The sequence below is a fragment of the Ruegeria sp. AWH4_226 genome (assembly GCF_056159225.1).
The window spans coordinates 43,057-61,742 of the sequence record NZ_JBSWUU010000002.1; the positions used below are offsets into that span (position 1 = coordinate 43,057).

The 18,686-nt window shown below is 56.1% G+C and carries 16 protein-coding genes and 1 pseudogene; 9 read left to right on the top strand and 8 right to left on the bottom strand.

Annotated features, from left to right (window positions below; genetic code table 11):
• Positions 1–179: 179 nt before the first annotated feature.
• Positions 180–830: a glutathione S-transferase N-terminal domain-containing protein gene (locus ACXAET_RS15640; protein WP_475187326.1), complete on the bottom strand. Its 651-nt coding sequence runs from the start codon at positions 828–830 to the stop codon at positions 180–182.
• A 1,136-nt stretch (positions 831–1,966) separates the two neighbouring features.
• Between ACXAET_RS15640 and ACXAET_RS15645 the strand changes: the two genes are divergently transcribed.
• Positions 1,967–3,682 carry an ankyrin repeat domain-containing protein gene (locus ACXAET_RS15645; RefSeq protein ID WP_475187328.1) on the top strand — a complete coding sequence of 572 codons (1,716 nt, stop codon included), beginning with the start codon at positions 1,967–1,969 and terminating at the stop codon, positions 3,680–3,682.
• Between the two features lie 130 nt (positions 3,683–3,812).
• Here ACXAET_RS15645 and ACXAET_RS15650 read toward each other — a convergent pair whose 3' ends face one another.
• The gene (locus ACXAET_RS15650; RefSeq protein ID WP_475187330.1) at positions 3,813–5,009 is read right to left on the bottom strand and encodes an NADH:flavin oxidoreductase/NADH oxidase family protein; all 1,197 of its coding nucleotides are present in this window, start codon (positions 5,007–5,009) and stop codon (positions 3,813–3,815) included.
• 101 nt (positions 5,010–5,110) lie between these two features.
• Here ACXAET_RS15650 and ACXAET_RS15655 point away from each other — a divergent pair, with 101 nt between their 5' ends.
• Positions 5,111–5,368: a helix-turn-helix domain-containing protein gene (locus ACXAET_RS15655; RefSeq protein ID WP_475187331.1), complete on the top strand. Its 258-nt coding sequence runs from the start codon at positions 5,111–5,113 to the stop codon at positions 5,366–5,368.
• Here ACXAET_RS15655 and ACXAET_RS15660 read toward each other — a convergent pair.
• Positions 5,284–5,661 (bottom strand): annotated as a pseudogene (locus tag ACXAET_RS15660) (helix-turn-helix domain-containing protein); the annotation flags it as partial. The gene ACXAET_RS15655 and the pseudogene ACXAET_RS15660 overlap by 85 nt on opposite strands.
• 489 nt (positions 5,662–6,150) lie before the next feature.
• Here ACXAET_RS15660 and ACXAET_RS15665 point away from each other — a divergent pair.
• The gene (locus ACXAET_RS15665) at positions 6,151–7,092 is read left to right on the top strand and encodes an NAD(P)/FAD-dependent oxidoreductase (protein WP_475187332.1); all 942 of its coding nucleotides are present in this window, start codon (positions 6,151–6,153) and stop codon (positions 7,090–7,092) included.
• A gap of 235 nt (positions 7,093–7,327) precedes the next feature.
• On the opposite strand, the gene ACXAET_RS15670 is transcribed toward ACXAET_RS15665, so the two are convergent.
• From ACXAET_RS15670 to ACXAET_RS15685, 4 genes are all read right to left on the bottom strand, one after another.
• A complete protein-coding gene (locus tag ACXAET_RS15670; RefSeq protein WP_475187333.1) occupies positions 7,328–8,086 on the bottom strand; it encodes a LamG domain-containing protein in 759 nt (252 codons plus the stop codon).
• A 319-nt stretch (positions 8,087–8,405) separates the two neighbouring features.
• Complete coding sequence (locus ACXAET_RS15675; protein ID WP_475187334.1) at positions 8,406–9,422, bottom strand: ABC transporter substrate-binding protein; 1,017 nt, start codon at positions 9,420–9,422, stop codon at positions 8,406–8,408.
• Positions 9,392–10,768, bottom strand: coding sequence for a sensor histidine kinase (locus ACXAET_RS15680; protein ID WP_475187335.1), 1,377 nt, complete (start codon positions 10,766–10,768; stop codon positions 9,392–9,394). Before ACXAET_RS15680 ends, ACXAET_RS15675 begins: the two co-directional genes overlap by 31 nt.
• Complete coding sequence (locus ACXAET_RS15685; RefSeq protein WP_475187336.1) at positions 10,765–11,430, bottom strand: response regulator transcription factor; 666 nt, start codon at positions 11,428–11,430, stop codon at positions 10,765–10,767. Before ACXAET_RS15685 ends, ACXAET_RS15680 begins: the two co-directional genes overlap by 4 nt.
• A gap of 122 nt (positions 11,431–11,552) precedes the next feature.
• Here ACXAET_RS15685 and ACXAET_RS15690 point away from each other — a divergent pair, with 122 nt between their 5' ends.
• From ACXAET_RS15690 to ACXAET_RS15715, 6 genes are all read left to right on the top strand, one after another.
• Positions 11,553–12,527 (top strand): tripartite tricarboxylate transporter substrate binding protein, encoded by a 975-nt coding sequence (locus ACXAET_RS15690; protein ID WP_475187337.1) that lies wholly within the window; start codon positions 11,553–11,555, stop codon positions 12,525–12,527.
• A gap of 67 nt (positions 12,528–12,594) precedes the next feature.
• Positions 12,595–13,077, top strand: coding sequence for a tripartite tricarboxylate transporter TctB family protein (locus ACXAET_RS15695; protein WP_475187339.1), 483 nt, complete (start codon positions 12,595–12,597; stop codon positions 13,075–13,077).
• 11 nt (positions 13,078–13,088) lie between these two features.
• The gene (locus ACXAET_RS15700; RefSeq protein ID WP_475187340.1) at positions 13,089–14,603 is read left to right on the top strand and encodes a tripartite tricarboxylate transporter permease; all 1,515 of its coding nucleotides are present in this window, start codon (positions 13,089–13,091) and stop codon (positions 14,601–14,603) included.
• A gap of 57 nt (positions 14,604–14,660) precedes the next feature.
• Complete coding sequence (locus tag ACXAET_RS15705) at positions 14,661–15,698, top strand: AbrB family transcriptional regulator (RefSeq protein WP_475187341.1); 1,038 nt, start codon at positions 14,661–14,663, stop codon at positions 15,696–15,698.
• Entirely contained in the window at positions 15,695–16,879 is a 1,185-nt protein-coding gene (locus ACXAET_RS15710) for a CaiB/BaiF CoA transferase family protein (RefSeq protein WP_475187343.1), read from the top strand. Before ACXAET_RS15705 ends, ACXAET_RS15710 begins: the two co-directional genes overlap by 4 nt.
• Positions 16,876–17,679: a citryl-CoA lyase gene (locus tag ACXAET_RS15715; protein WP_475187344.1), complete on the top strand. Its 804-nt coding sequence runs from the start codon at positions 16,876–16,878 to the stop codon at positions 17,677–17,679. The genes ACXAET_RS15710 and ACXAET_RS15715 overlap by 4 nt, the downstream gene beginning before the upstream one ends.
• 221 nt (positions 17,680–17,900) lie before the next feature.
• Here ACXAET_RS15715 and ACXAET_RS15720 read toward each other — a convergent pair whose 3' ends face one another.
• The gene (locus ACXAET_RS15720) at positions 17,901–18,683 is read right to left on the bottom strand and encodes an arginine deiminase family protein (RefSeq protein WP_475187345.1); all 783 of its coding nucleotides are present in this window, start codon (positions 18,681–18,683) and stop codon (positions 17,901–17,903) included.
• Positions 18,684–18,686 lie beyond the last annotated feature (3 nt).

Genomic DNA, 18,686 nt, shown 5'->3' on the forward strand with positions numbered 1-18,686 from the left:
CATAATGGGTACGCGAAGAAAAGCTGCCCCAGGTGCAAAGCGTACGATCGACGTCGCGCGCGCTACTTCCTCACCAACCCGGTCGAACATCTTGCGATCCACATCAGGCATCGGTGATGAAACACACTCCATGGCACCAGCATGCTGAGCTACTCGGGTTGAAAAATCGGCAATGATCTTCATACGGATGTCCCTTCGCTCGTCAACATAGGCGGCTCGACCGAAGCGTCTGGTACGCGATAGCCCCGCTGAACCGCCGGTCGGTCAGACAGCATTTCATACCATCTCGCGACATTTGGATAGGTTGCCAAATCGATCCTCTGGTGTTCAAAGCGCGAAACCCACGGCCAGATTGCCATATCCGCAATGGAATATTCGCCCGAAATAAATTTGACCTCGGCCAACTGCCGATCCAGCACTCCATAAAGCCGCCGGGTTTCAGTACCAAAGCGTTTAGCGGCATAGGCTGATTGCCCGGGATTGTAGTGCAGGAAGTGCGCAGCCTGACCGAGGATCGGACCAAATCCACCCATTTGCCACATCAACCATTGCAGTGTGACAGCCCGCTCACGGCCAGAGGTCGCTAAAAACCGACCTGTCATTTCCGCAAGATAAATGAGGATCGCACCGGACTCGAAAATCGCCACCTCGTTTGCATGATCAACAATTGCGGGTATTTTGCCGTTCGCTGAGATAGCGATAAATTCCGACGCAAATTGTTCATCCTTGTAAATGTCAATTGGATAGGTGCGGTAATCCAGCTCCATCTCTTCAAGCGCGATTGCGACTTTGCGGCCATTTGACGTGCTCCAGGTGTAGAAATCGATCATTCGTGAGTTCCTTAAGTGGGCTGGTGGACTTTAAATATCTTTAGGAAACGAAGTATCTCTTGTAAATTATTGGGCGTAACATCGACGATTTATTGAGTTTCCACTCGGTAACCTCGTCATGCTCAAGAATGGCAGAGGTAACGGCGGATAGATGCCGTTTCGATCAAACCCGAGAGACTTTAAGCGGTTTTGCTGTATTGGGTTGCGACCCTTCCATCATTCTTGTGTCTGTTTAAACAGCGTACGACCATGTTTCGCAGCCGTCAGCGAGAGTGGTCGACGCCACTGAGTATTTTTCGAGTTTTGCGAACGGGACCCTATGAATGACCACCCTGTTTCTCCATGTTTGTTTACATGAGGCCAGTATCTTGACCCCAACTCACAGAAAAACACTTAACTCAATCGAATGCTTATCCCGGCATGCCGTCCGTCCGCATGGGGACTCCATCCCCGACCGAAGGAAATGAAAGACGCTGGTCAAATACGACCAACGGCGAAACCAAATTGAAACCATGTTTGGCTGGCACAAGGATTCGAGACACGTCGCGAGCCGCTAACCCCGAGCATTTGTTGCAGCGAGAGCTGCACGCGGGTGAGTTGGTTCCCCTCAACATCGAAGGGTTTCCTCCGCGCCGTACCAAGATTTTTGCGAACCGGCGACGGGACCGACCCGTTGGACAGGTGATGTCCGCCATCTGGACCAGTTTGGGTGCTGATCGTCAATTGATGACCTAATTCCGGTACAAAGCTGTCTCTCTGTTCGCGCAGTCCTTTGCGCGTCGGTCAATATACGATGGCCGCGCGATCATCCATCGCGCCGCTCCGCGTGATGATCTTACGCAAATGGCGATACGGGCCGGCATTCCGGATTGGACTCTGGCACCCGAAGATGGCCACGAACTGATCTTCCCAGCATTGACCGCTCAACCACGACCAATTGCCGCTTCTCCAGACAATCGGACACCAACTGGGCCTTCACAATCCACCTATTCTTTGCTAGCACACAGTCAGCGTGTCAGAACGCTTCCGATCCGCGGGAAGGGCTTAGCCCGTTTGTCCATGACAACTACCCTTTAAATTCGACCTTCTTTCAGGTCCGAGGGCGCGGATACCGGACAGTGTGAAAGGAGGCCAATATGGCGCACCTCCCTGACAATCCGTCGCTTGAGCATCTCAAGGGACAGGCAAAAAAACTCCACAAACAAACAAAGGCTGAAGACGAGGCCGCGCTGTCGCGTGTTGGTCCTTATTTCGGCGACCCTACCCAGATAACCCTGCAACAGGCGCAATTGGTTGTGGCCCGCGAATACGGTTTTTCCAGTTGGACCCGGTTGAAACGGCATATTGAAGCCGGGTTGGGGAGTCAGAAAACTGCCGAATATTGGGTCAACCGGTTTCTGGATTTGGTGTGTTTGCACTATGGACCCGATGATACCCGCGGCCCGGCAGATTTTGAGAAGGCCGCAGCCATTCTGGCCGAGCACCCAGACCTTGCCATACATTCGATCCATCTGGCCGCGGCATGCGGGAATGAAGCGGCGTTGAAAGATTGGCTCAACTCTCATCCCAACGCGGTCGATGAACGCGGCGGACCGTTCCAATGGTCGCCGCTGATGTATGCGGCCTATGCCCGGTTGCCGGGGCAGTCCTCCTACGGCACAGGTAAGCTTCTGCTTGACGCTGGCGCGGACCCGAATTTCTTCTATCTTTGGGGCGGGCACTATCGCTTCGCCGTGCTGACGGGGATCTTTGGTGACGGTGAGGGCGGCAAAACCCGTCTTCCGGAACACCCCGACATGGTACCGTTTGCCCGAGCTGTTCTGGACGCGGGGGGAAACCCGAACGAATCTCAGGGGGCCTATAATCGTTGCTTCACACCCGACGATACGCATCTGGAACTGATGTTGGAATACGGATTAAAAGACAGCGATCCGACCTCATGGTGGCCGATTGTGGAAGGTGCGGAAAAAGACACCCACCGCACGATGCATTGGAACCTTATCATTGCCCTGCGCTGGGGTTTTGCTGACCGCGCGCGTTTGTTGATTGAACACGGTGTGGATATCAACAGCCCTGACAACAACAGCTACCCCACCTTCACAGAGGGGTTTACGCCCTACCAATCCGCATTGATGCGCGGATTGCCGGAGGTTGCAGAGCTGATCAAGGAAAAAGGTGGTGATGCCAGCCCCTTGCCGGACCGCGCGCAGTTCTACGCGGCATGCATGTCGGGCGATATTGAGACGGCGCAGCGTCTGAAAGCTGACCATATGGGCCAGACCCCTGAGGTAGAGGCCGAATTACTGCGCGACGCGGCCGGCAACGGTAAACTCGACGCGTTGAACACAATGATCAGTCTGGGCTTTGACTTAAATCCCAAAGGCGTCCAAACACCGTTGCACTCTGCCGCCTGGCGCGGTCAGGCCGAGGCGATCACACTGTTGCTCAACGCGGGGGCAGACCCCAAGATCCGCGATCCTGAACACCACGGGCCGCCGCTTGGTCACGCGCTTTATAGCCAAAAAAAGGAGGCCATCGCAATTCTGATGGACGCCGAGATGGATATCTTCACCGCGGCAGCCTTCGGCAAAAAGTCTCAGATCGAGGCGCGTCTTGCGGAGGATCCAAAATGGCTGAATGCGCAACTCTTGCGAGTCATTCAGCCGGGATCCGTTGCTTGCACGCTGGAATGGGTCACACCTGCTTGGATGGCTGCGTTTAAAGGGCAATGGGAGACTGTGCAGTATTTGGCAGAACTCGGCGCTGACCTCTCTGTTGCCGACCCGGAAGGCCAAGCTCTTCGCGACTTTGCAGTTGCATCTGGATACGCTGACCTGGGGGCGGTTCAATAAAGTTACACCTTACCTGGAAAACAAGGCTGGGTCCCAAATGGGACCCGTGCTGCACCAATACAAAAACTTTAAGTAGTATAGTTTCGACAAAGCAGAAAAATGCCGCGCTCGGGAACCGTAAAGAACGTCCCTACGGACCTGAGTTTCTTTTCTTCCAAAGCGCGATACGCTGGTGATCACGTCCTTCGTATTCAGCTATCGCCTGATCAATAGTCCGATCCAACAGATGCTCACGCTCTGCTCCAAGATCGGTCATGCGCATGGTGAACCACGCGGTCATACCGCCAGGCGGCAAGGTGGTGAAGCGAGGGAAAGTGGGATCACTTCTTCCAGCCTGCCACTTGGCCGGCAAGGACGGGTCAAGGATGAATCCCCGCGCTAACCCCACCGCATCCACATCTCCAGAAAGGACGGCTGCTGCAGCTTCCTCTCGGCGTTTGAACCCTCCGGTGGCCATGATTGGAATCGACGTCAATTTTCGCGCCGCTCGGGCGAAGTCGACAAAGTAAGGCCCCTTGCTCGCGCGTTCTGAACTGGACGGCGCACCGGGAAAATAGGTGCCTCCACTGATGTCCAGAAGGTCAACACCCTTTCCCTCAAGCGCAGCCACGACCTTGAAGGCATCGTCCTCTGAAAAGCCGCCGTCGAGCTGATCGGTCGCGTTCAGCTTTACCGAGACTACGAAATCAGATCGGACAACCGTTTGAATTGCTTCGACCGTTTCGATGAGCAACCTCATCCTGGCCTGTATAGAACCGCCATAGGCGTCCGTTCGGTGGTTGAAGAGTGGGGAAAGAAACTGGCTCAGAAGAAAGCCATGTGCAGCATGGACTTGCACCCCGCCAAATCCCACGTCTGCCGCAAGTCTTGCCGTCTTTGCAAAGCATTCCGGTATAGCCTGGATCTCGGCAAGAGACATTGCCTCGCTGCGGAAATCGGGTAAATCGATTGCGCTCGGCCCTTTGGGCGTGCTGATTGGCAAATGTGCCAATGCCCCGGCATGCCCAAGCTGTAGCCAGAGTTCGGCGTTGTCTGCTGAACCGTGTCTGGCAAGTTTACCAAACGCCTCCATGTCTGCTTTGTCGTCCAAAACCAGGTTGCCCGGTTTTTCGGGGTATCGCGGGTCAATTTGGACCTCTCCGACGATCGATGCAGCAAGCCCGCCCTCCGCCCAACGCTCATATAGTCGGGTTTGTATTGCGGTTGGGTTGCCCTGTCCGTCTCCCAGTGAATCCGACATAGCTGCTTTTATGATCCGGTTCTTTAGCACACGACCGTTTGGCAGGGTCAGCGGAGTGAAGAGGGTTTTGGGCGATGCAGCGTGCAAGAGTGGTCTCCGTGGGTGGTTGCTCCTTCTCTCAGATACTTTAGATGGCTTATGGGGATAATAGGCTAATCTGACCTATGACCTGATCGTAAATAGAATTGATGACACAAAAAACGGAACTGGAAATCCTGTTGGCCGTTTTTGATCAGGGCAGTTTCTCCGCAGCAACCAGGGTTTTGGGATATAATCCTTCTGCCGGTGGCAAGCGGGTGAGTCAGCTGGAGCAGCGGCTGAATGTGCCGCTTTTTATTCGCTCCACCCGTCACATTTGCCTGCGTGTGCCGCGTGGAAGTCGGTTCAGCCCATGGCGACGAAGAATGCGGGAAGCGGTTGCATCCGAAATTTTGATGCCATGGTAGCGCTCCAGATACCAGACGGTCCGCATTGGGCCGAGATGGTGTTTACGACGAAGATGCAGTACCTTCTCGTCACGCTCAGGCGGCGTTCGATTGCCATGCCACTTGGGAATAGGTGGCGCATTGGCGCATTGAGTGAGTCCGGCCTCACCGCGTTCTTTATAGGCTAGGCGCCAACGGTAGAATGTGGACCGGGCGATCCCAAAATATCGACACGTCCTCGCGACGCGGCCGGTTTCCTCTGCATGGTGAAGAATGCGTAACTTGCGGTGAATCTCGCGTTTGTTCTGGTTCATCATCATCTCCTTTATCCCAAAACTGGGAGGCTAAAGGAAATGTCCGGCGCGTAACGACATATCTACAGCAACAGGACGGTAGCGCGGTCGACGTTGTGCGGTTCCGTGGAGTTGCATGAATGAGTTGCCCCTAGATTTGTAGACGTTTTGCTTGGTAATTTCGGAAGTAAACGGAAAACCTTGTAGTGCCACGCGACGCGCAGAGTCATAACGGCCTGGAGTTAACGCGAGCAAGGAGCAGAGAAGATCATCCAAGAAATTACTTGGGTGCATACATTAAGCGGTGCATGTAATGGTTGGCTATCATCCGGGAACACGACAAAGAACGTCTGGATCGCATTTTAGCGGTGCCGGGTCGTGGTCAACTCCGATGGGTAGAAGCAGTTCAGCCCGGTACGGCAGGGTCTTTTTTGTCAATGACGCGGAGGCACTTATGGGAACTGGCTACGTGCAAAGCGAACTCGGCTTTTGTCCAAGTGCGGAGTTGACATGATCGACATCGTGATCATCGGCGCAGGCATGGCTGGGATCGCTTGCGGACGAAACCTGCAGGCCGCTGGTGTTCCTGTGCGTTTGATCGACAAGGGTCGGGGGATAGGTGGACGCGTGGCAACCAGACGAGCGGACGTATCCGGAGAGCGCGTTACTTTCGACCACGGTGCACAATACCTCGATCAAAATGATGAGGCCGCGAGGATCTCGGCACTTGTACCTCGCAATTCAGATACCTGGCACTTGAGTGAAGGAAAGAGCCGCATCATTGGTGCGCCCGAGATGGCGGCCCTTCCGAAAGCTTTGGCGTGTGGCCTGGATGTGACCCTCAACACGCGCGTGACGGTTGTGAGGGAGCGTGCTTCGCACTGGGAAATTAGGACAGAGGCAAACAACACGACTGCCTCGCATGTGATCATTACGGTCCCGGCGCCCCAACTCGCCCCGATAATCAGTGAAACACATGCGGTTGTTCAGGACGCCGCCAATGTGGTCATGCGTCCTTGCATAACTCTAATGGCGGCGTTTGACCGTGGCACACCCGCGCCCTTTGTGACGCGGCGCGACGCCGAAGCCGAGCTGAGTTGGATTGCACAAAACGACACCAAACCCGGGCGGTCTAAGGCGTATCAGACATGGGTCGCTCAGGCACACCCGGATTGGAGCGCCAAGCACATCGATGCGGACCGGGCAGAAACCAAAGCGCACATGGCGAACTTGCTATGCAACGCATTGAACGCCGATCCCGCCACGCTCCGCCACGCAGGCCTGCAGGCGTGGCGATACGGTTTGGTTGAGAAACCTCTCGGCCGGTCTTTTCTATCACACGGAACCCTTTGGGCGGGGGGTGATTGGTGTTGCGGCCCAAAGATTCAGGATGCATGGCGATCGGGTACAGACATAGCGGAAGATGTCCTGAGAACCTTGAATTTTCCATAAACTGGCAGACCAGAAGCTTCCAGCAGAAGCGTACACTTTAGCCCCTGCTTGGTCTTTCTACGGTAGTTATCAAGGGTTATGACCCGTTCAGTTGATACCCCAGCTATTTGGTGGTGCGGGCTGATGGCGATGTTGAACTGCGGCGACAGGCTTTTGGGCGGTAAGACTACTGATCAGCAGCCCGCCAATTGGGACGGTACTCTAGCGCCGAAAGCACATCTGCCTGTGGATGGGATCATTGCCCAACAGAGACCGGGGTGGTGGACTCATAGTGGGCCTTGATTTCATCAGATGACAGGACGCGATTGTAAATTCGTACGTCATCTAGACGGCCAGTGATCTCATCGATGATCGTGCCATCGGTTCGATAATAGGCGCCAATCGTCAGAGGTTCATCGCCAAAGCCGATCTCCCCTTCGTAGGGCAGCGCACATACCTCGGTTCCGTCGGCAAAAAGGCGTGCCATCTGACCGTCATAGGTTGCCGCAAGGTGAATCCACTTATCAAGTTCAGCCACGTGTTTCAAATCAGCGTAGCATTCGACCTGAACCTTTTCCGACAGTCCGATCTTTTGCGTTACCTTGGCCATGAAGGAACGTTGCTCGGCAAGTTGCAGCTTGAATTGCGGGCCGTGAAAACCAAAGAACAACGCCGGGTAGGCACTGGAAACGACGGCGACATTTTTATCTTCGGTTCGATAGGTCCATGCCATCAGAGAGATAGATTTCGAGGTTGCACGGATATCGTCCGTCATCTGCACCGAGACGATGCTCTCGTTCTCGCCATCAAGCAACAGAGCGCCATCAGTTATTCCTTCTCCGGACCCGATATTGATGAGTGCGCCATCATGCCCATTGCCGGACATATCAGTGACAAGGTCGCCGCTCTGTTCGTCAAAACTCCACATTCCGATAAGGCCTTCTGCCTCATCCGCACCCGCTTGTGGGGCGAAAGCCATCAAAGTTGCCAATGCAATACTTAAAGTGATCTTCACAACCAATTACTCCAATACACTTCGAGGAAGCTCACAACACTGCCTCCCCTCCAATAAGTCTATTCAACAATATCACGGCTCCTAGCCATTAAACCGCACGACATTGGACATAATCATACACGATTTCCGCAAAAAATTGCATGATTACTCTTTCGATGGTGCCGAGAGAGCAATTTGAACCAATCCCAGCCGTGCAAATGAAGGCCGCTTTAAACGGCGCCAAGTTCCGCATCTTTCTATTGATTTTTACAGATGTCTTTCGAGGAATGGTCGCGTCTGGCGGGATCTCATGCTCTCAACCCGACCAAACAAAACGCCGCTAATTCTGTACAATGGCGTTTTCCCATTCCGACAAAAATGCACGCTTTTTGAGTTGATCGAGATAGACCAAGAGGCCGGGACCAATCCGGATGCGGTTCAGGGCGATGTCTATCTGGCTTAGGTTGAGCGCCGGGTCAGTCAAAGGGTCACTTTCGTCTCCATGCGTTCTTGTCATCAAGTGATCTACAAAAAGTCCTGCCAGTTCATAGGATGGGCTGTTGTGCGGTATCATCACCGTTCGCAGCATGACAGTGGTGAAGTCAGAGGGCAGGATGATTGCAAACTCATCGCGGTCTTCCCGGTTGAACGCATAGCTTCCAAGAACATTGTAAGCGATTAAAAGCTCGCCGGTCTTCACGGCTTCGATCATGTCGGAAGAACAGCAATAAAGCTGCGCGTTGAGTGCGCCCATTACCTCGGTCAAACGCCAGTACGTTTCAGACGCGCGGGTGTCCTGAGTGGCAAACAAATAGCCCAGACCGGATTGCCGCACGTCATAGGTACCGACCCGGCTGCGGAAAACGTCTGGATGTTGTCGCAGCAAGTTGATCAGGTCGTGGCGATCCTTCGGTATAGGCAAGTCCCCAAGCGCGGATTTGGAAACCACGATTGCGGCTGGTTCCTGGGTGAAGGCAAACAGCATGTCGTTCCAGACGGCCCAATCCGGAAAAGCATCGATGGATCCGATCTCGTATCGCTGAACCCAGCCATCATTTGCCAACTTTGTCTGCAGATCCATTGCGCTGGAAATTGCGATGTCAAACGCCGCGCCGTCTTCGACAATTGCCTTTTGCAACTCGGTTGAACTGGCGACAGTATAGTCGATGGCCGTTCCCGGCTGCGCGGCGAGGAAAGATGCGATCATTGGCTCAAAAAACCGAATATCGGCGGTAGAGACGATTTTTAGCACCTTTTGGCTATCGCTTGGTCCAAAACGCGCAAAGTCTTCCACCTCAAACGCGCTGGCCCATCCGGCCGTCATGATCAGGACGAGGGAAAGAGTAAGCTGACGCATGCGCCACCTCCGGTGTTGTTGCCGATCTGCATTTTGCCGCCATGAGCTTCGACGACCTCTTTCACGATAGTCAGGCCAAGCCCGGACCCAACGACGTTTTGCGCGTTTGCACCGCGCGAGAAACGTTCAGTGAGGTGATCCAGTTCCGCTTCGGGAAAGCCCAGGCCGGTATCGGAAATGGAGATACTGGCAGCCCCCGCCTTTCGTGTAAGATTAACACTGATTTGCGCCCCGGAGGGCGCGTATTTCACCGCGTTATCGAGAAGGTTATGAAGCGCGTTTTGAAGCAGGATCGGGTCTCCGTCGATTATGATGTCCTCAGTGCCTGTCGCGTCGATGTCGATATCCTTCAGGTCGGACACAGGCCGAAGGCGTTCAACGGTGTCATGTACCAAACGCAGCAGGCTGACTTCTTCGCGCAGCAAGTGATCCAGACGGAAGGTCACCATTGCATGGTCCAAAAGCTGACCGGCTGTCCGCGAGCTATCGTCGATTGCGTGGATCATCTCTTTGAGGGCGGCGCGGGTTTCGGCGTCATCCGACTTACGCTGAACAATTTCGGCTTTGGTGCGCACAACCGCCAACGGTGTACGAACGCGGTGGGCGGCTTCGGCTATAAAATCCTCGGAGCGCATGAGGGAATGTTGCAATCGGCGCATCAAGGAATTCAGCGAGGTGACCAATGGCACCATTTCGGTCGGAACCGGCGCGGCGACGGGACGCAGGTCTTTCGGACCCCTGCGAGAGACCGAGGCCGTCAACCGGTCCAGTGGACGAATTGTGCTGCGTGAAACGATGGTCGCCAACAGAACAGAGATTGCAAAGAACCCCGCTCCGATCCCCATGGATGTCGTTGAGATTCGAGCCAGCGCTTGTTTTTGCCCTGAGAGCGTTTGGGCGACCGAAACCTGGAGAAAGCTTTGTCCGATGTCCGTCGACACGCGACGCTGGACCGAGGCTATTCTGATGTCCTCACCCAGAAACTCAGCCGACAAAAAGGCCGGCCCCCCGTTTGAGGGATTATCGGGGCTGGGTAGGTTTTCGTATCCGCTCAGGAATTCATCTTGCAGTCGTATGGCATAGAAAACGCGTTCATCCGAGATACTGTCGAGCATCGACAGCGCTGAATAGGGAAGATCCACGTTTATCTCTCCACCGCTGAACCGAGAGCTGTCAAGGATCGAAAGCGCGGAAGCGGCAAGCACATTGTCCTGGCTTTCCTGTGCGACCTGTCGCGCAACGGATTGCACCATGAAGTATACCGCTACCGCCAAGACCGCCGCGCTGACCAATAGGGACAACAAGAGCCTCCGGCGGATGGAGCCATGGGCAACCGGCGTGTTCATTCGGTTTCCAGTTTGTAACCAAGTCCCCGGATCGTGGTGATCCTTACGTTCGATTTCTGCAAGTGCCGCCTGAGCCGACCAACATAGACTTCAATCGCGTTTTCCGAGACCTCTTCGTCATACGAAAACAACCGGTCAACCAAGGACGCTTTCGAAAACACCTGGCCCGGCGCGTTTGCGAGCACTTCGAAAAGACGCAACTCTCGGGTGCGCAACTGCACATCCTCATCGGGGAATTTCAGAGTGCCCGAAAGCGAATCAAATTGCAGGTCGCCAAGGGGCAACAGGTTCTGTGCTGCGCCTCCTCGTCGTCGGAGCACGGCTCTGCAGCGGGCTTCCAACTCGGAAAAATCAATTGGCTTGACCATGTAGTCGTCGGCGCCAAGGTCCAGAAGACCGACCCGGTCTGCGACTTCGGACCGCGCCGTCAACACGATCACCGGGGTTTGGGATTCTTGCTTTCGATGCCGCGACAGAAAACTGCGACCATCCCCATCGGGAAGCATAATATCCAGTAAAATCAGATCGTAGCCGGTTGTCGAAACAAAGTCATTGGCTGTTTCCAGATCGGCAGCATGATCGACGACGTGCCCGTCAAGCACAAGCCGGTCAACCACCGCCCCTGCCAGTTGTGCGTTGTCTTCGATCAATAAGAACCTCATTGCTCCCTTTTTACTCCATTTGCCACTTTTTTGACCCGTGTCAGCTTTGTGTCAGCTTAGCCCGTCAGCTTTCTGAGTCATGAGCGGTATGAGCCGCCAATGTCAAATGGGAGGACCAAGACATGACATTCTCATTAGGCCGTCGTGCCATTCTTGCTGCCGCAGCGGCCTTTGCCATCACCGGACCGGCGGCGGCCGAACCGGTGGTCGATAGCATCCACTTTCTGATCCCCGGCGGTGCAGGTGGCGGTTGGGACGGAACGGCCCGCGGAACAGGCGAAGCCCTGACCGGCGCTGGTCTGGTCGGCAACGCTTCTTACGAAAACATGTCGGGCGGAGGTGGCGGCAAGGCCATTGGCTATCTCATTGAGAACGCGGACAGCCAGCATGGCACGCTGATGGTCAACTCGACCCCTATCGTGATCCGCTCGTTGACAGGTGTGTTTCCGCACAACTTCCGTGACCTGACCCTGGTTTCGGGCACAATCGGCGACTACGCCGCAATCGTTGTAAACAAGGACAGCCCGATCAATTCGATGAGCGATTTGCTTGCGGCCTTTGACGCCGACCCTTCGGGCACGGCAATTGGTGGTGGTTCGGTACCCGGTGGTATGGATCACCTGGTGGCAGCCATGACTATGGAAGCCGCCGGCAAGGATGCGCTGGCCCTGAAATACATCCCCTATGATGCGGGCGGCAAAGCGATGGCCGCGCTGCTTTCGGGCGAGATCAAGGCCCTGTCCACCGGTTTCTCGGAAGCCGTGGCCCTGGCCGAAGCTGGTGAAGTCAAGATCATCGGTGTGACCTCGGACGAGCGCGTTGAGGCCTATGCCGACGCCCCGACCATGAAGGAGCAGGGCATCGACACAACTTTCGTCAACTGGCGTGGGTTCTTTGGCGCCCCGGGCCTGCCCGCGGAAAAGCTGGCCGCCTATCAGGAGGTCATCGCCAAGATGTATGACACTCCCGAATGGGAAGCGGTTCGTGCCCGCAACGGTTGGGTCAATATCCACAACTCGGGTGACGACTTTCAATCCTTCCTGGAAGGTCAGGAACAGGTCATCGGTGACCTGATGAAGAAACTGGGCTTTCTCTAAATCACAGTCACGCAACGCAGCCGGCCCAACACGGGGCCGGTTGTTTCTTATCCGAGGGAGGGGAAAGATGGCACTGGACCGCTGGGTCGCATTCGTCATTCTGTGCGCGGCCATGGCCTATGGCTACGCTGCATTTTTCACCATGGACGCGCTGTTGCCACCGTTTATGCAACGCAATCCGATCTGGCCGAGCACCTTCCCAAAGGTTCTGGCCGTCCTGACCATCATCACGTCCCTTATCATCCTTCTGGGGCTGGAAAAGTCCGAGGATGACGGCAAGGAACCGGACATCGATTATCGCCGTCTGGGCGACTATCACCTATCGCAGGCACTGGGACTTCTGGCGCTGATGGTGGGTTATGCACTGGTTTTACGCCCCGCAGGATTCCTGAGTGCAACCTTCCTGTTCCTTGTGATCGGGGCTGTCACCCTGGGTGAGCGTAAGTTCGTCGTCTTGTTGCCCGTCGCCGCTGTCGCAAGCTTTGTTGTCTGGTACCTCGTCGACGAGGTGCTGGGTATCTACTTGCACCCTTGGCCGTTTTTTCTGTGAGGAGCTGAACGATGCTTGAAGGACTCCTCATCGGTCTGAGCGCCGCATTTTCTATTCAAAACCTGCTTATGGTGGTCGCCGGCTGTCTGATCGGAACATTCATCGGCATGCTGCCGGGCCTCGGTCCGATGTCGATCATCGCGATCATGATCCCTGTCGCGATTACAATCGGCGATCCCTCTGCCGCAATAATCCTATTGGCCGGAGTTTATTATGGGGCCATCTTCGGTGGATCGACCTCGTCGATTCTTCTCAATGCGCCTGGCGTTGCGGGTACGGTGGCTTCCAGCTTTGACGGCTATCCGATGGCCCGAAAAGGGCAGGCTGGAAAGGCCCTGACCATCGCCGCGATCGCGTCTTTTGCGGGCGGATCTATCGGGGCACTGCTTTTGATGGTCTTTGCGCCGATGCTGTCGACCGTGGCGCTACTGTTCCATTCGGCCGAATACTTTGCGCTGATGGTCGTGGGCCTATCGGCCATCGCCGCATTTGCCGGAACTGGAAACGTAGCCAAAGCAGTATTGATGACTCTTTTGGGGCTAATCATGGCAACGGTAGGCGAAGGCGCGCTGTTTAACATGCCGCGCTTCACGATGGGGCTGATGGACTTGCAGTCCGGTTTGAGCTTTATCACCTTGGCCATGGCCATGTTCGCGCTTCCCGAGGCACTTTTTCTGGTCCTCAACCCTGCCCGAAGCGCGCAAGGGTCCAGCGGCAAAATCGAAAACCTGCGTATCAGCCGCGAAGAGGGCCGCAAGATTGCCCCTGTCATCGGGCGCCAGTCGGTTCAGGGCTTTTTCATCGGGGTACTGCCGGGCGCAGGTGCCACAATTGCCTCGTTCCTAGGCTACGCAGTTGAGCGCAACATCGCCAGCAAGGAAGAGCAGGAAGAATTTGGCAAGGGTTCTATCAAAGGGCTGGCCGCGCCGGAAACTGCCAATAACGCCGCCTGTACCGGCTCGTTCGTGCCGCTGCTGACGCTGGGCATCCCTGGTTCTGGCACAACGGCGATCCTGTTGGGTGCGTTAATCGCCCTGAATGTCACACCGGGCCCGCGCCTGATGATCGATAACCCTCAAATCTTCTGGGCCGTGATCATCTCAATGTATATCGGGAACCTCGTGCTGTTGATCCTAAACTTGCCGCTGATCCCGTATATCGCCAAAGTTCTGGCAATCCCGCGCAACTATCTAATCCCATTCATCCTTTTCTTCACGTTGATGGGGAGCTACATCGGCCAGAACAATGCGACCGAGCTGCTGATACTGGTGGGCATGGGGATCGGTGCCACGGTTCTGAAGTTCGCGGATTACCCTCTGGCACCCTTGTTGATCGGATTCATCCTTGGCGGAATGCTGGAAGACAACTTTGCACGTTCCATGCAGCTCTATGACGGGATCGGGTTCATCTTCGAGCGACCGATGACCCTGGGTCTGCTGGTGATCGCGGTGCTGCTGGTTGTCGTTCCCAGCTATCGCGCGCGCCGCGCCAAGGCCCGTAAAGAGGGCGTTGCCGAAGGCGATTGATACCGAAACAGGGGGCGCTTTGAGTGCCCCCGAGGATCTGTCCGGCGGGTATCTTGCATGAGATTTGTCACCAAAGAGCGTATCACGACACTCTCTCTCGCCGTGACGGGTGTTGTGGTGTTCATGTTTGCGGGTTTGCCTTTGCCATTCCTGTTGGGCCCGATGTTCCTGTGCCTCGGTGGAGCGCTGATGGGCGCCCGGATGCAAAGCCTGGGGATGATTGAAACCGTTTTTCGCACGATCCTTGGGGTGGCGGCGGGGGCCTCGATAACACCGCAAGTCACATCTCAGATCCTGCCCATGGTTCTGTCGCTGGCCATCATGCCGGTGTTTGTGGCAGTCATCGCGGCCGTCAGCTATCCGTTGATGCGCCGGGGTTTTGGCTTTGATCCGGTCACCAGTTTCTATGCGGCGATGCCCGGCGGCCTACAGGACCTGTTGATGTTCGGGCAGGAAGCCGGGGCCAACATGCGCGCGCTGGCGCTGGTGCACGCCACGCGAGTGCTTCTCATTGTGTCTGTGATGCCATTGTTGCTGGTCGCGGTCTGGGGGGTCGACCTGTCTGCGCGTCCGGGCTCCCCTACCTCGCAAACACCGCCGCTGCAACTGCTGCTGTTTGCGATCTGCGGGTTGGGCGGCTGGCAGATTGCCAGAAGGTTGGGCATCTTCGGTGCTTCGATAATAGGCCCAATGCTCTTGAGCGCGACCCTTTCGGTCAGTGGCATCCTAACCCAGCGCCCCCCGGCCGAGATGATCTGGGCGGCGCAGTTCTTCATCGGGTTGACCGTGGGGGCGAAATACACCGGCGTGACCCTGCACGAGCTCAGGCACATGGTGTTTGCCGGCGCGGTCAACGGGGTGGTGCTGACGGCGGTTTCGGCCCTGTTCATCCTGACGGTTATCACCGCTGGCCTGGCCCCGTCGCTGGACGCGCTGCTGGCCTACCTTCCCGGCGGGCAGAGCGAAATGGTTGTTCTGGCGCTGATTGCCGGGGCCGACCTGACCTATGTCGTGCTGCACCATGTGCTGCGTATCTTGTTGGTGGTGACCTGCGCGCCACTGATTTTTCAGTTGTTTGACGGAGGGGAAAGATGACCCAACCATTGCGTGGTACGCGGATATTAGACCTGACCAATGTGTTGGCAGGTCCCTATTGTTGTTATCATCTAGCCCTTATGGGGGCTGAGGTCATCAAGGTTGAACGACCCGGCACCGGTGATCTGGCGCGGGTGCTGGGCGCGGACCCCGCGCGTAACAAGGCCGGAATGGGGATCAGCTTTCTGGCCCAGAACGCAGGCAAAAAATCCGTCACGCTGAACATGAAATCTGATCGTGGCAAAGCCCTTCTGAAGGAATTGCTGTCAACCGCCGACGTGCTGGTCGAAAACTTTCGCCCGGGTGTGATGGAACGTTTGGGATTGGGATATGAAAAGCTACGCACCGTGAACCCCAACCTGATATACGCCGCCATCAGCGGTTTCGGGCAGAACGGCCCGCGCAAGGACGACCCGGCCTATGACCAGATCGTACAGGGCATCAGTGGAGTAATGTCAATTACCGGCGCCGCTGACACCGCGCCGAACCGTGTAGGCTACCCTCTGGCTGACACGGTGGGTGGGCTGACTGCAGCCTTTGCCATCGCTTCGGCCCTTAACGCCAATCCGCGTGGTACGTTCCTCGACATCTCAATGACCGAGGCGGTGATCTCCACGATGGGGTGGGTGGTATCGAACTTTCTGATCGGGGGCGTAGTCCCGGCCGCTCATGGCAATGAAAATACCACCTCGGCCCCGTCTGGCACATTTGCGACTGCAGACCAGCCCATCAACATCGCTGCCAATCGGGATGAACAATGGCAGGCATTAGCGCGGCATTTGGGGCGCGACGATCTGCTGTCGCACCCAGACTACACCACGCGCGAAGACCGCAAGCGTAACCGGCACCGCCTGCGGGCCGAGTTGGAAGATGTCCTGCGCACCCGCCCCGCTGCTGACTGGGTGCCAGAGTTGAACGCCATCGGTGTCCCGACCGGTCCGGTGCTCAGCGTGGCGGATGCGTTGGCGGATGAACAACTGGCGGGTCGTGGATTGGTTGGTGCCTTGCAAGTGGCGGGTGAGGAATTATGCCTGACAGGCAGCCCGGTTGTGGCCAACGGGTTCCGGCCCATGCCGCAAACGCCGCCGCCTGAACTGGGGGCCGACAATAACGCGATCTGGGCCGAGCTTGGACTGACCGAGCGCGAGATCGAAACACTTCTAGACGAGGGAATACTATGAGCGACGTTTCCGACTGGTGGCGCACCGCTATCATCGACATGGAGCCAGGTAAGATCCACCTGCGTGGCCACCCGATTCAAGACCTGATCGGCAACGTGAGTTTTCCGGAAATGATCTGGCTGATGGTGCGCGGCGACCGTCCCACATCTGCACAGGCCCGGTTGTTCGAAGCGGCTTTGGTCTCGGCGGTTGATCACGGCCCCCAAGCCCCTTCCATTGCCGCGGCGCGCATGGCTGTCACCTGTGGACTGCCTCTTAACAACGCTATGGCCAGTGCTGTGAACATGCTTGGCGATGTGCATGGCGGGGCAGGCGAACAGGCCGTTGAGTTGTTTCACCACATCCAAGCGCACACGGATGGCATCGACGCAGCTTTGGATGACTGGATTGATCAGCGCGGCAAAATCATCCCCGGCTTTGGGCACAGGTTCCATACGCCGACCGATCCACGCGCGCCGCGCCTGATGGAGTTGGTGCGCGACGCTGTGGAAAGCGAGGCTTGCGAAGGCAGCTATCTGCGCATTGCACAGGACGTTGAGGCCGCTCTTTCAAAGCGTAAAGCCCGTCCGATCCCGATGAATATCGATGGTGCAACTGCTGTTATCTATGCAGAACTTGGGTTTGCACCACCGCTTGCACGCGGGTTGTTCTGCCTGTCGCGTTCGGTTGGTATTCTGGCACATGCGTGGGAACAGTGTCAGGAAGGCGGACGCAACAAAGGGCCAACGCCGCCCGGATATCGTTGGACTTACACCGGTGTTAAAGTTCCGCTTGTCGAGGGCGGACCAGACGGCAACTAACTGTCCGGGACCATCCTTGAACCGCTGGGCTTTGACGACGGACAATCGTGTTCTGACGCTGCTATATACCTTAGCTGTGGACTAGGTCCTCGTGAACCCAGACAAAAAATGACGTGGCTCTATTGAAGTTGGGTCGACTTTGCCTGAAATTTACTGATTGCTTTCGAACATCAAAGAAACACCAGTTTATGCAACATTCACTCTTGCTGCCTGTTAAGCATCTAGAACCGCAGTGAGAGACAGGACATACCACCGTCCAATTTGGCGCAGTCGGTGTTGTCTATTTGGACGATCTCATACCCAGCCTTGTCCAGCAGCTCTGCTGTGCGGGGAAAACCTGCGGCCATAATCACAAGATTGTTGAAGCGGATAGCGTTGGCTGCGGCTTCTTCGCCCTCGGCCACATGCAGCACCCGGTAGCCGTTAAAGCAACCGGACGCATCCAGGCGCTTGGTCGAAAGGATCGTCTCTGCGTCCATCAACGAGCAGTCGGTTTTGAAATGCAATACGCCTTCCGGTGTGAAGACTTCGCGCAACGCATAGCCCCATTCGTTGGCGATTTTAGCTAGTTCCGCAACACCAGCGGCATCTGTGCGATCTGAACGGCCAACAAGGATTTCTTTGCCGGTTACCAGAATGTCGCCTCCCTCAATATGGCCGGGGCCTTCGATCCTGCGGATATCGTCATAACAGGCGCGGAGTGTTGGCGCTATTTCAGCCACCTCACCTAACCTGGAGGGTGCACCCGGGCGCATGAGGATAGCGGCCTGCGGCAAGCACAGTGCGGTATCTTCGACGAACTGTGCGTCTGGAAAGGCCTCCAGCGGCTCAAGCTCGATCACATTTGCGCCGGTACTGCGTAGGGCCGCAACATAAGCCGAATGAGCGGCAAGCATTCCGTCAAGGCTGGGATTGCCTACGTCCTCGACGCGCAAACCATCTGCAATGGTCGAGGCTGGTCGGCGGGTGATGGCGCGGGTAAATTCATAGGTTGGGTTGCGCATTGG

Excerpts from the sequence above, each read along its gene's own strand:
- ACXAET_RS15640 (WP_475187326.1), bottom strand. The coding sequence starts at position 830 with ATGATCGATTTCTACACCTGGAGCACGTCAAATGGCCGCAAAGTCGCA.
- ACXAET_RS15645 (WP_475187328.1), top strand. The coding sequence starts at position 1,967 with ATGGCGCACCTCCCTGACAATCCGTCGCTTGAGCATCTCAAGGGACAG.
- ACXAET_RS15680 (WP_475187335.1), bottom strand. The coding sequence starts at position 10,768 with ATGAACACGCCGGTTGCCCATGGCTCCATCCGCCGGAGGCTCTTGTTG.
- ACXAET_RS15655 (WP_475187331.1), top strand. The coding sequence starts at position 5,111 with ATGACACAAAAAACGGAACTGGAAATCCTGTTGGCCGTTTTTGATCAG.
- ACXAET_RS15700 (WP_475187340.1), top strand. The coding sequence starts at position 13,089 with ATGCTTGAAGGACTCCTCATCGGTCTGAGCGCCGCATTTTCTATTCAA.
- ACXAET_RS15695 (WP_475187339.1), top strand. The coding sequence starts at position 12,595 with ATGGCACTGGACCGCTGGGTCGCATTCGTCATTCTGTGCGCGGCCATG.
- ACXAET_RS15690 (WP_475187337.1), top strand. The coding sequence starts at position 11,553 with ATGACATTCTCATTAGGCCGTCGTGCCATTCTTGCTGCCGCAGCGGCC.
- ACXAET_RS15720 (WP_475187345.1), bottom strand. The coding sequence starts at position 18,683 with ATGCGCAACCCAACCTATGAATTTACCCGCGCCATCACCCGCCGACCA.
- ACXAET_RS15705 (WP_475187341.1), top strand. The coding sequence starts at position 14,661 with ATGAGATTTGTCACCAAAGAGCGTATCACGACACTCTCTCTCGCCGTG.
- ACXAET_RS15675 (WP_475187334.1), bottom strand. The coding sequence starts at position 9,422 with ATGCGTCAGCTTACTCTTTCCCTCGTCCTGATCATGACGGCCGGATGG.
- ACXAET_RS15715 (WP_475187344.1), top strand. The coding sequence starts at position 16,876 with ATGAGCGACGTTTCCGACTGGTGGCGCACCGCTATCATCGACATGGAG.
- ACXAET_RS15665 (WP_475187332.1), top strand. The coding sequence starts at position 6,151 with ATGATCGACATCGTGATCATCGGCGCAGGCATGGCTGGGATCGCTTGC.
- ACXAET_RS15710 (WP_475187343.1), top strand. The coding sequence starts at position 15,695 with ATGACCCAACCATTGCGTGGTACGCGGATATTAGACCTGACCAATGTG.
- ACXAET_RS15685 (WP_475187336.1), bottom strand. The coding sequence starts at position 11,430 with ATGAGGTTCTTATTGATCGAAGACAACGCACAACTGGCAGGGGCGGTG.